Here is a 10,458-nt window from a genome sequence, read left to right as displayed (position 1 = left end):
TGCGGTCCTCACCCTCGGCCAGGCCCTCGCCGAGGGCCGCGATGGCGCGCTCGGTGGTCTCGTTGCCACCCCGCCCACCCCTCACACGTACCTCTTCAGCTCTCGCCTCGCCAGCGACCGCTGATGCACCTCGTCCGGCCCGTCCGCCAGCTTCAGCGTCCGCGCCGCCGCCCACAGTTCCGCGAGCGGGAAGTCCTGGCTCACGCCGCCCGCGCCGTGGACCTGCACCGCCTTGTCCAGGATGTCTACGACCGCCCGCGGCGTCGCGATCTTGATCGCCTGGATCTCGGTGTGCGCTCCCCGGTTGCCGACCGTGTCCATCAGCCACGCGGTCTTCAGCACCAGCAGTCGCAGCTGCTCCACGGTCACCCGCGCGTCCGCGATCCAGTTCTGCACGACGCCCTGCTGGGCGATCGTCTTGCCGAACGCCTCGCGGGACACCGCCCTGCGGCACATCAGCTCGATCGCCCGCTCGGCCATGCCGATCAGCCGCATGCAGTGGTGGATACGTCCCGGCCCGAGCCGCGCCTGGGCGATGGCGAAGCCGCTGCCCACCTCGTCGATCAGGTTCGACGCGGGCACCCGTACGTCGGTGAAGACGACCTCGGCGTGGCCGCCGTGCGAGTGGTCCTCGTAGCCGTAGACCTGCATGGCTCGGCGGACCTCGACGCCCGGGGTGTCCCTGGGGACCAGGATCATCGACTGCTGACGGCGGATGTCGTCGCCGTCCGGGTCGGTCTTGCCCATCACGATGAAGATCTGGCAGTTCGGGTTCATCGCACCGGAGATGTACCACTTGCGGCCGTTGATGACGTAGTCGTCGCCGTCGCGGTCGATCCGGGTCCGGATGTTCGTCGCGTCCGACGAGGCGACCTCGGGCTCGGTCATGGCGAACGCCGAGCGGATCTCCCCGGCGAGCAGCGGCTCCAGCCACTGCTTCTTCTGCTCGTCGTTGCCGAACTGCGCGAGGACCTCCATGTTCCCCGTGTCCGGGGCCGCGCAGTTCAGTGCCGTCGGCGCCAGGTGCGGGCTGCGTCCGGTGATCTCGGCGAGCGGCGCGTACTGCAGGTTCGTCAGGCCCGCGCCGTGCTCCGCGTCGGGCAGGAAGAGGTTCCACAGCCCCTGCTTGCGCGCCTCGGCCTTCAGCTCCTCGACGATCGCCGGGGTGTCCCACGGTGACGCCAGCCGCGCGCGCTGCTCGTGCTCGATCTGCTCGGCCGGGTAGACGTGCTCGTCCATGAACGTGAGCAGTCTGGCGCGGAGTTCTTCCGTGCGGGCGTCGAATGCGAAGTCCATGAGGTACTCAGCCTTCCTGGAGGGTGGTGAGGCCGTGCTCGATGAAGACGGGGACGAGATCCCCGATGCGGTCGAAGCCGGCGCCGACGGTCTGGCCGAGGGTGTAGCGGTAGTGGATGCCCTCGAGGATCACGGCGAGCTTGAACCAGGCGAACGCCGTGTACCAGGAGATCGCCGAGGTGTCCCGGCCGGAGCGCCCGGCGTACCGCTCGATCAGCTCGTCGGGGGAGGGGTGGCCGGGCGCGGCCGCGGTGGTGCTGATGGGGGAACCGGGCAGTTCCAGCGGGCGGCTGTACATCACCAGCAGGCCGAGGTCGGTCAGCGGATCGCCGAGCGTGGACATCTCCCAGTCCAGTACGGCCGTGATCCGGTCGTCCTGGCCGATCAGGACGTTGTCGAGGCGGTAGTCGCCGTGGATGACGGCGGGCGCGGGGGAGGGCGGCAGCGAGCGCCCGAGGGCGGCGTGCAGCTCGTCGATTCCGGGCAGCTCCCGGTTGCGCGAGGCGTCCAGCTGCTTGCCCCAGCGGCGCAGCTGCCGGTCGAGGAAGCCCTCGGGGCGCCCGAAGTCGCCGAGCCCGACCGACTCGGGATCCACGGCGTGCAGGTCGACGAGCGTGTCGACGAGGGAGAGCACCGCGTCGCGGGTGCGTGCGGGACCGAGAGCGGCGAGCTGTTCGGCGGTGCGGTAGGGCGTGCCGTCGACGAACTCCATGACGTAGAACGGCGATCCGATGACCGACTCGTCCTCGCACAGCAGCACCGGCCGGGGGACCGGCACCTCGGTCGGCGCGAGCGCGTTGATCACCCGGTGCTCGCGCTTCATGTCGTGGGCGGTCGCCAGGACGTGGCCGAGCGGGGGCCTGCGGACGACCCAGCGGCCGGTGCCGTCGGTGACCGCGTAGGTGAGGTTGGAGCGGCCGCCCTGGATCAGGCGTGCACTGAGAGGTCCGCTCACCAGCCCCGGCCGCTCGAGGTCGAGATGTCCGCGCAGCTGCTCGGGATCAAGGCCCTGTGGGGCTGGGCTCATGGTGCGCACCTCCGGAGGCGGTCCTGGTCGTGGTCCTGACGATCGCGTTTATGATGACCGACCAGTCGGTATGTCGTCCAGTGCGCCCGTGTAACCGATGCGTGGATCACACACGAGAACGCGCCCGCCCCGGGCCGACATGCGCGGCAGGCGGGCGCGTTCGGCCTCCGGACGCAGGCGGGACGGCCGCGTTTCGGCGGGGCGGGGCGGCCCGTTCAGGTGGGCAGGCCCGGAACCACCGTGTCACCCGGTGCGTGGGCCACGCCGCGGGGGTGGATCAGCCGTACCCCGACGTCCCCGACGTACACGGTGAACCGGTCGTCGTACGGACGGCCGGTGCGGTGATCCGGATGTCGCCGGAATCGGTCTGCGGCCGGATCGGATGCAGCCGGTGCTTCTGGCCGGCACCTCGCGGCCACAGACGTCCGCCGCTCCCCTCGGGCCGGTCGGCGCGAAATGACGCGCCGAGCCTGCCGGTTGGCTGCCATCCGGGGGCGGCGGGGCGGGTCAGGGGATCAGTGGTCGTCCCAGTGGCCGTCGTGCTGGGCGTGCCGGTGTCCGTCGTGGACATAGTCGACGTGGTCTCCGTGCACCACGGCGGGGTGCCCGCATCCGGCGCCGTGCTCATGGGTGTGGCTGCTGTGCGAGACGTGCTCGCCGGGCTCGCATTCGTCCCAGTGTCCGGAGTGCTTGCGGTGGAGATGGCCGTCGTGCGCGTAGTCGACGTGGTCACCGTGCGGGACCTCGGTGTGTCCGCAGGACGGTCCGTGTGTGTGCTCGTGGGCGGGGTGCTCCTGGTGGAGGACGGTCATGACACTCCCCTTGAAGTCCGGATTGTGATGATCTGCACCCTCCAGGCTAGTGGCCGCTCCCTGACCGGGCCGGGCGCCGGGCCGTGCCGCCCCGCCTGCCGCACCCTGCGCGCTGCGACCGCCCCCGGTCACCCGGAGCCCACGGCGCACGGGCAGCCTCAGGTCACGACCGCGACGGCGAACGCCGCGAGCGCCAGTACGCAGCCCACCGCGGCGACGGCGCCCCGCAACGACAGCGCCGGCGGCCGGGCCGCGTCCATCGCGCCGATGCGCCGGTGCGCCACGGCCAGGAAACCCAGCCACGCGGCCAGGCTCAGCCCGACCGCGGGCCACGCGTCCCCACTCGCCTGCCGGGTGGCGAGCACCGCCACCACCGTGCAGGCCAGGGTGGTCCGACGCCACGCCAGGCGGGTCCGCTCGGGCTGCAGCCCCGGATCCCGCTCGGGCGCCGTCACACGTCGCCCCAGGACACGACGACCACCATGGCGACGGACACGACCGCGACCACCAGCGCCAGCAGCGCCGGGAAACGGGACACCGGCAGATCCTCACCTCGGCGCATCGCCCGCTCGCAGCGGACCCAGTGGTTCACGGCGCGCACGGCGCACATGGCGCCCGCCCCGATCAGCGCGAGCGCGAGACCCGCCCGCACGCCCCAGCGCAGATCCGGCAGGAACTGGTCGACGGCGAAGCCGCCGCCGATGAGCGCGAGCGCCGTGCGGATCCACGCGAGGAACGTGCGCTCGTTGGCGAGCGAGAAGCGGTAGTCGGGGGTCTCGCCCTCCTCCCGGATCCGCCGGGGCGCGAACCACAGGCGCAGGCTCTGTACGAAGTCGCTCACGCCGGGCACCCTACCCGCGCCGTCACACCGATCGGTGGGCCCTGAGCCGCTCCCACGCGGCGAGGCCGTCCGGTACCCACTCCCACTCGCGCAGGCGCTCCTCCAACTCGCTCTCCGTGAGGAAGCCGTGCCAGGCGACCTCCTCGGCCTGCGGTTCCACCGGCAGCGTGCAGCACACCTCGTAGACGGAGGACCACCAGGTCTGCGCGGGATCGCCGCCGCCCTCGTACAGGAACGTGAACACCGGTACGGGGCGCGGCAGTCCGCTCACCCCGAGCTCCTCCTCGGCCTCGCGCAGGGCGGCGTCGTCGTACGTCTCGCCCGCGCCGACGACACCGCCGACGAACATGTCGTGCAGCGAGGGGAAGACGAGCTTGGTCGCGGTCCGCCGGTGTACGAAGACGCGTCCCTCCCCGTCGCGTACGAGGACGAACACGCACCGGTGCCGCAGCCCGCGCGCGTACGCCTCGCCGCGCGGTGCCTGCCCGATCACCCGGTCCTGTTCGTCGACGATGTCGAGGAGCTCGTCCGCGGAATTGCCTGCCGGAGTCATGGCAGCCATACAAGCATCACGCGGGGCCGCACCGGGCACCCGGTGCGGCCCCGCGGGTCCGTCAGCGGAACGTGGCCCGCACCGAGTCCCGGGCGGTCTCCACGCCCCGTTCCCGGAGCAGGCCGGCTCCCCGCGGGGAACGGGCCGCCGCCGGTGAGGTGTGCGGCATCAGCCCCGGCCCCACTTCTGCGCGCACGCCTTCAGATCCGCCTTGACCTGCTGGCCCCGGTCCACGACGACGGGCACGCGTTCCAGGACCTGCCCGTCCTTCTCGCACGTCAGGGTCCAGTTCTCGATCAGGCCGCCCGTCTGCTGCTCCGTGGCGTCGTACAGGGATGCGGTGAGCGTCCACGACGGCGTGACGGAGGCCCAGTTCTCCACCCGCAGCACATAGGTGCCCTGCTCCGGGTCCTGGAGCAGCACCCGTTCCTTCTCGCCGACCGAGCCGGCGGAGCTGCCGACCTGGGTGAGGCTGCCGTCGGCGTTCCTGTGCAGCACGTACAGATCGAGATCGTCCGGCGTCGGCCAGTCGAGCTTCACCTCGAGGACGTCGGCGGCCCGGTCGACGGTGAACTCCTGCTCCGTCCGCTGCGCCGGTGCGGTCGTGCCCGTGTAGGTCTGCCCCTTCAGCGGCTCGGAGGAGATCACCTGGATCTGACGGGCCTTGACGACGGGCCGGGTGGAGGGGTTCACGTGCCAGGTGTACGTGCCGCCCCGGCCGACGGTCATGGTCGTGTCCAGGGTGTCCGAGACACTGCCCGACCAGGTGGGAGTGGCGAAGGCCTTGCGCAGCCGCAGGGTCGCGCCCGCGGGCGCCTTGCCGCCGATCACCGCGTGGGTCCGCGGGTCCACGGTGCTCTCCAGTGCGAGGAGGTATGCCTCACGGTTGCCCTTGCCGGCGAACTCGCCCGCGCCGAGGTACTCGTCGACGACCTCCGGGAACGGCGGGTGGAACTCGTCGGGGCCGATCTCGAACGTGTAGCCGTAGCCGCCGGTCGCGTTGTACGACCAGTCCTCGGTGGTGCCGGTGGTGTCGTACAGCTCCCAGCTGTGCTGGCTCGTGTAGCCGTTCTGGGCGGCCATCCGGTCGCCGAGCTCCGTCAGCGCGGCGTCGTCCGGCGGATCGCCGACGGGCTGCCCGTCGGGTCCGATCGTGTCGGGCGCGACCCCGCCGGGACTCAGCACCAGGTTGGAGAAGGTGTGGTTGGTGATCAGACCGGTCACCTGACGGCTGCTGATCAGCTCGCGGATGTTCTGCGTCTCCGGCTCCGAGAACGGCGCTGCGCCACGGTACGTGGCCTGGACCGGCTCGGCGGCCGCTCCCGGACCGCCCCAGTACGCGCCGTAGTTGCGGTTGAGGTCGACGCCCGCTCCGAAGCCGCCGGGGCTGCTCGCGAGGGCGCACTCGTTCAGGAGCGGGGACAGCCCGTCGACGATCCGGCAGTTCTTGCGCTTGTACGCGTTCCCGGGAGTGGCCAGGATCGAGCCGGTGCCGCCCTCGTCGACGGGGCGCAGGTCGATCAACTGCCCGTCGTCGTAGGACTTCTGGAAGCCGTCGACGTTGACGACCGGCACGACGACGACGCGGGCCTTCTTCAGGAGCGCGGTGATGCGCGGGTCGCTGCCGTGGTTCTTCACCAGATCGTGGGCGAACTCGATGGTGTGCTCGCCCGAGGGCCATTCGCGGGCGTGGTGCAGACCGAGCATGAGGAAGACGGGGCGGCCGTCCTGCGCGGCGGTGACGTCGTGGGCTATCTCCACGCCGTGCACGGGCTTGCCCTCGAGGCTCCGGTGCCGCAGCGTGATCTTCTTGACCAGGCCGGGGTGTGCTGTGGCGAGCCGGTCGAGATCGGCGTTGTAGTCACTCAGGCTGCGGTAGCTGTCACGCCCCGACGGCAGGGGCGAGGCGGCGGTCGCGGCCGCGTAGGCGCGGTTGGCCGCGTTGATCTCGGACTCCCGCTTGACGAGGTCCGGGATGCGCGCCTGCCAGGTGAAGCCGGCGGCGCGCAGCGCGAGCACGTCGCCGAGCCCGTGCAGGACGACCTCGCTGTGTCCGTGCGTCGCGTGCTCGGTCAGGTCGAGCCCGAGGGAGGCCAGTCTGTTCCTGTCCGCTCGGGTGGGGGTGTCCACCGTCACGAGCTGCGGCCTGAACTCCTGGTCTTCCGCCGCCGCGGCGGAAGAAGCCGGGGCGAGGGGAAGCAGCGCGCCCGCAGCGGCGGCGACCAGCGCGCAGGCGATCACGGTGCGCCTGCGGGAACGTGGGAGAAAAACGACCACGTGAACTCCTTCTCAGAGGAGCTCTGTCCCGGTGGCCGGCTCGCCCTCGTGGGGCCGCGCGGCCTCGGCGGGACATCGCCCTGTCCGTGGTGGGGGGAGGCTGAGCGGGAACGTAGCAGAGGCGATGGCATGTACACGAGAGGGCCGGGGAGGGGAAACGGAGGTCCCCGCTCCGGCCGGTCCGGCGGCGCTCCCGCGCACACGGGCCCGGGCCGTACGACGCCCGGTCGGCGGAGGGTGTGACGGAAGTCTGACGTATCGCCCGGTTCCCTGGCCCTCGCGCCGGTCACGTGCTCGAATCGAAGGGTGACCTCACACGACGGTGACGCGGAGCGCACCGAGCACACCGGCCCCGCCGGGCCGGCCGAGCGCGACGACGGGACGGCCGGCACGCCCCTCGGCCGCCGACTGGTGCTGGGCATGCTCGGCGTCGGAGCCGCCTCGGTCGCTGCCGCGCCCCAACTCCAGCGCGCGCTCGAGTCGTTCCTGGGCTCCGCCGCCGACAAGGACCCCACCGGCCTCACCGGGCTGCTGCCCAACGGCGGCGGCTTCCGCTACTACTCGGTCGCCTCCTCCGTCCCGCGCCGGAACGGGACGAACTACCGCCTCACCGTCGACGGCCTCGTCGAACGCCCCGCCGCCTACACGCTCACCGACCTGCGCGCCCTCCCGCAGACCCGGATCGTGCGCGACGTGCAGTGCGTGACCGGCTGGCGCGTGCCCGACACCCCGTTCGAAGGTGTGCGGCTGTCGCTGCTGCTGGACGCGGCCGGGATACGCCCCGAGGGTACGGCCGTCCGCTTCACGTGCTTCGACGGCACGTACAGCGAGAGCCTCACCCTCCCGCAGGCCCGTCGCGACGACGTCCTGGTCGCCCTGCGCATGCAGGACAAGCCGCTCAGTCACGCCCACGGGGGCCCCGCCCGGCTCTACGTCGCGCCGATGTACTTCTACAAATCGGCGAAATGGCTCTCCGGGATCACCGTCACCTCCCGTGTACGGCCCGGCTACTGGGAGGAGCGCGGCTATGACATCGACGCCTGGGTCGGCCGGTCCAACGGCCGCAGCGACACCCCCACCGTCTGAACCGCCCACCCGCGTGCGCCGGTTCAGCCGGGCCGAACGCTGGGTGCACCGCACCACCGCCGCCCTGATGCTCACCTGCGTCGCGACCGCCGCCGCCCTGTACGTACCGCAGATCGCCGAACTCGTCGGCCGCCGCCATCTCGTGGTCACCGTCCACGAGTGGGCCGGCGTGCTGCTGCCGGTGCCGTTCCTGCTCGGCCTCGCGTCCCCGGCCTTCCGCGCCGACCTGCGCCGGCTCAACCGCTTCCGCCCGCACGACCGCACCTGGCTGCGTGCCGTACGCCGCCGGGACCACCGGTTCCCGTCCCGCCCGGCGGGGAAGTTCAACGCCGGGCAGAAGATCTACGCGGCCTGGATCGCGGGCGCGGCCCTGGTCATGCTCGGCACCGGACTGCTGATGTGGTTCACGGACCTCGCCCCGCTGGTGTGGCGCACCGGCGCGACGTTCGTGCACGACTGGCTGTCGCTGGCCATCGGCATCGTGCTGGCCGGACACATCGGAATGGCGCTCGCCGACCCGGAGGCACGCCGTGGCATGCGCACCGGGTCGGTCGAGCGCCAGTGGGCCCGCGACCACCACTCCGAGTGGCTACAGGACGAGTGACAGCAGCAGCACGAAGACGATGCCGACGACCGAGATGATGGTCTCCATCACCGACCAGGTCTTGATCGTCTGGCCGACGTTCATGCCGAAGTACTCCTTCACCAGCCAGAAGCCGGCGTCGTTGACGTGGCTGAAGAACAGCGAACCGGCGCCGATCGCGAGGACCAGCAGGGCCGCGTGGGAGGTCGACATGTCGGCCGCGAGCGGCGCGACCAGTCCTGCCGCGGAGATCGTCGCGACCGTCGCCGAGCCGGTCGCCAGCCGGATCGCCACCGCGATCAGCCAGGCGAGCAGCAGCGTCGGGATGGCCCAGTCCTTGGAGAAGTCCAGGATCATCTGGCCGACACCGATGTCGATCAGCGTCTGCTTGAAGCCGCCGCCGGCGCCGACGATCAGCAGGACGCCCGCGATCGGGGCGAGCGACTTCTCGACCGTCGAGCCGATCCGCTCCTTGGTGAATCCTGCGGCGCGGCCCAGGGTGAAGATGCCCACCAGCACCGCGGCGAGCAGGGCGATCAGCGGCGAGCCGATGACGTCCGTGACGCGCTGGAGGCCGTTCGCGGGGTCGTCCACGATGATGTCGACGAGCGCCTTGGCCATCATCAGCACGACCGGCAGCAGCACCGTGGCGACGGTGGCGGCGAAGCTGGGCCGCTTGTCCAGGTCGTCGGAGGCGCGCTGAGGGATCATCTTCTCCGGCGCAGGGATGTCCACCCACCGGGCCGCGAACTTCGAGAACACCGGGCCCGCGATGATCACTGTCGGTATGGCGACGACCAGGCCGAGGGCGAGGGTCACCCCCAGGTTGGCGCCGATGGCGTCGATGGCGACCAGCGGGCCGGGGTGCGGCGGGATCAGGCCGTGCATGACGGACAGGCCGGCGAGGGCCGGGATGCCGATCCGCATCAGCGAGTAGTTGCCGCGCTTGGCGACCATCAGCACGACCGGGATCAGCAGGACGATGCCGACCTCGAAGAACAGCGGGAGTCCGATGATCGAGGCGATCAGCACCATCGCCCACGGCATCGCGCGTCCGCCCGCCTTGGCCAGGATCGTGTCGACGATCTGGTCGGCGCCGCCCGAGTCGGCGAGCAGCTTGCCGAGAATCGCGCCCAGGGCGATGAGGACGCCGACGCCGGCGACGGTGCTGCCGAGGCCGGTGCTGAAGGAGGCGATGGCCTTGTCGAGCGGCGCCCCGGCGAACGCGCCGAGGGCGAGCGAACCGATGGTCAGGGCCAGGAACGCGTGCAGTTTGAACCTGGTGATGAGCAGGACGATGACGGCGATACCCGCCAGGACGGCTGTACCCAGCTGAGCGTTACCCGCCGAGGTGATCGGCTCGACGGTGTCCGCTGCCAGCATCTCGACGCTGAGACTGGTCACGGTGATTCCTTGTCACGGAAGGGGACGGTGGAGGGGGACGGGGGTACGACGGAGGTCAGGAACCGAGCGCGCGCAGCGCGGCGACGGCCCGCTCGGTGATCTCCTCGGGGGTTCCGGACACGTCGACGGCGACACCCGCCTCGTCGTCACCCAGCGGCTGGAGGGTGGCGAACTGGGAGTCGAGGAGCGCGGTCGGCATGAAGTGCCCCTTGCGCTCCGTCATGCGCCGCTCGATGAGCGCGCGGTCGCCGGTGAGGTGGAGGAAGACGACTCCGGGCGCGGCGGCCCTGAGCCGGTCGCGGTACACGCGCTTGAGCGCCGAGCTGGAGACCACGCCGCCGTGTCCAGCCCGCTCATGGGCCCAGGCTCCGATGGCGTCCAGCCACGGCCGGCGGTCGTCGTCGTCCAGCGGGGTGCCGGCCGACATCTTGGCGATGTTGGCCGGGGGATGGAAGTCGTCGCCCTCGGCGTACGGGACGCCCAGGGCGGCGGCGAGCAGGGGGCCGATCGTGGTCTTGCCTGTGCCTGCCACGCCCATCACCACAACGACGTGAGGGGTGCTCATTACGTGCCTCGCTG

The 10,458-nt window shown here is 71.5% G+C and carries 11 protein-coding genes; 2 read left to right on the top strand and 9 right to left on the bottom strand.

What is annotated here, in order from left to right:
• Positions 1-81: 81 nt before the first annotated feature.
• From ACWD0A_RS16680 to ACWD0A_RS16650, 7 genes are all read right to left on the bottom strand, one after another.
• Positions 82-1,296: an acyl-CoA dehydrogenase family protein gene (locus tag ACWD0A_RS16680; protein WP_451298657.1), complete on the bottom strand. Its 1,215-nt coding sequence runs from the start codon at positions 1,294-1,296 to the stop codon at positions 82-84.
• Between the two features lie 7 nt (positions 1,297-1,303).
• Positions 1,304-2,323: a phosphotransferase family protein gene (locus ACWD0A_RS16675; RefSeq protein ID WP_451298655.1), complete on the bottom strand. Its 1,020-nt coding sequence runs from the start codon at positions 2,321-2,323 to the stop codon at positions 1,304-1,306.
• A gap of 515 nt (positions 2,324-2,838) precedes the next feature.
• Positions 2,839-3,135 carry a hypothetical protein gene (locus tag ACWD0A_RS16670; RefSeq protein WP_307716273.1) on the bottom strand — a complete coding sequence of 99 codons (297 nt, stop codon included), beginning with the start codon at positions 3,133-3,135 and terminating at the stop codon, positions 2,839-2,841.
• A 158-nt stretch (positions 3,136-3,293) separates the two neighbouring features.
• A complete protein-coding gene (locus ACWD0A_RS16665) occupies positions 3,294-3,590 on the bottom strand; it encodes a DUF202 domain-containing protein (RefSeq protein WP_451298653.1) in 297 nt (98 codons plus the stop codon).
• Positions 3,587-3,976, bottom strand: coding sequence for a YidH family protein (locus tag ACWD0A_RS16660; protein ID WP_307716275.1), 390 nt, complete (start codon positions 3,974-3,976; stop codon positions 3,587-3,589). Before ACWD0A_RS16660 ends, ACWD0A_RS16665 begins: the two co-directional genes overlap by 4 nt.
• Before the next feature lie 22 nt (positions 3,977-3,998).
• A complete protein-coding gene (locus tag ACWD0A_RS16655) occupies positions 3,999-4,529 on the bottom strand; it encodes an NUDIX hydrolase (protein ID WP_451298669.1) in 531 nt (176 codons plus the stop codon).
• A 168-nt stretch (positions 4,530-4,697) separates the two neighbouring features.
• Positions 4,698-6,806, bottom strand: coding sequence for a M14 family zinc carboxypeptidase (locus ACWD0A_RS16650; protein ID WP_451298651.1), 2,109 nt, complete (start codon positions 6,804-6,806; stop codon positions 4,698-4,700).
• A gap of 420 nt (positions 6,807-7,226) precedes the next feature.
• Between ACWD0A_RS16650 and ACWD0A_RS16645 the strand changes: the two genes are divergently transcribed.
• Both ACWD0A_RS16645 and ACWD0A_RS16640 read left to right on the top strand, forming a co-directional pair.
• Positions 7,227-7,892 (top strand): molybdopterin-dependent oxidoreductase, encoded by a 666-nt coding sequence (locus ACWD0A_RS16645; protein ID WP_451298667.1) that lies wholly within the window; start codon positions 7,227-7,229, stop codon positions 7,890-7,892.
• Complete coding sequence (locus ACWD0A_RS16640; RefSeq protein ID WP_451298649.1) at positions 7,834-8,496, top strand: cytochrome b/b6 domain-containing protein; 663 nt, start codon at positions 7,834-7,836, stop codon at positions 8,494-8,496. Before ACWD0A_RS16645 ends, ACWD0A_RS16640 begins: the two co-directional genes overlap by 59 nt.
• Here ACWD0A_RS16640 and ACWD0A_RS16635 read toward each other — a convergent pair.
• Both ACWD0A_RS16635 and ACWD0A_RS16630 read right to left on the bottom strand, forming a co-directional pair.
• Positions 8,482-9,879 (bottom strand): GntT/GntP/DsdX family permease, encoded by a 1,398-nt coding sequence (locus ACWD0A_RS16635; RefSeq protein WP_451298647.1) that lies wholly within the window; start codon positions 9,877-9,879, stop codon positions 8,482-8,484. The genes ACWD0A_RS16640 and ACWD0A_RS16635 overlap by 15 nt on opposite strands.
• A 55-nt stretch (positions 9,880-9,934) precedes the next feature.
• Entirely contained in the window at positions 9,935-10,444 is a 510-nt protein-coding gene (locus ACWD0A_RS16630; protein ID WP_451298645.1) for a gluconokinase, read from the bottom strand.
• Between the last annotated feature and the right edge of the window lie 14 nt (positions 10,445-10,458).

This window comes from Streptomyces sp. NPDC002867 (assembly GCF_053591895.1).
The sequence above is the reverse complement of the archived record's forward strand: the minus strand, read 5'-3'. Positions and strand labels throughout refer to the sequence as shown.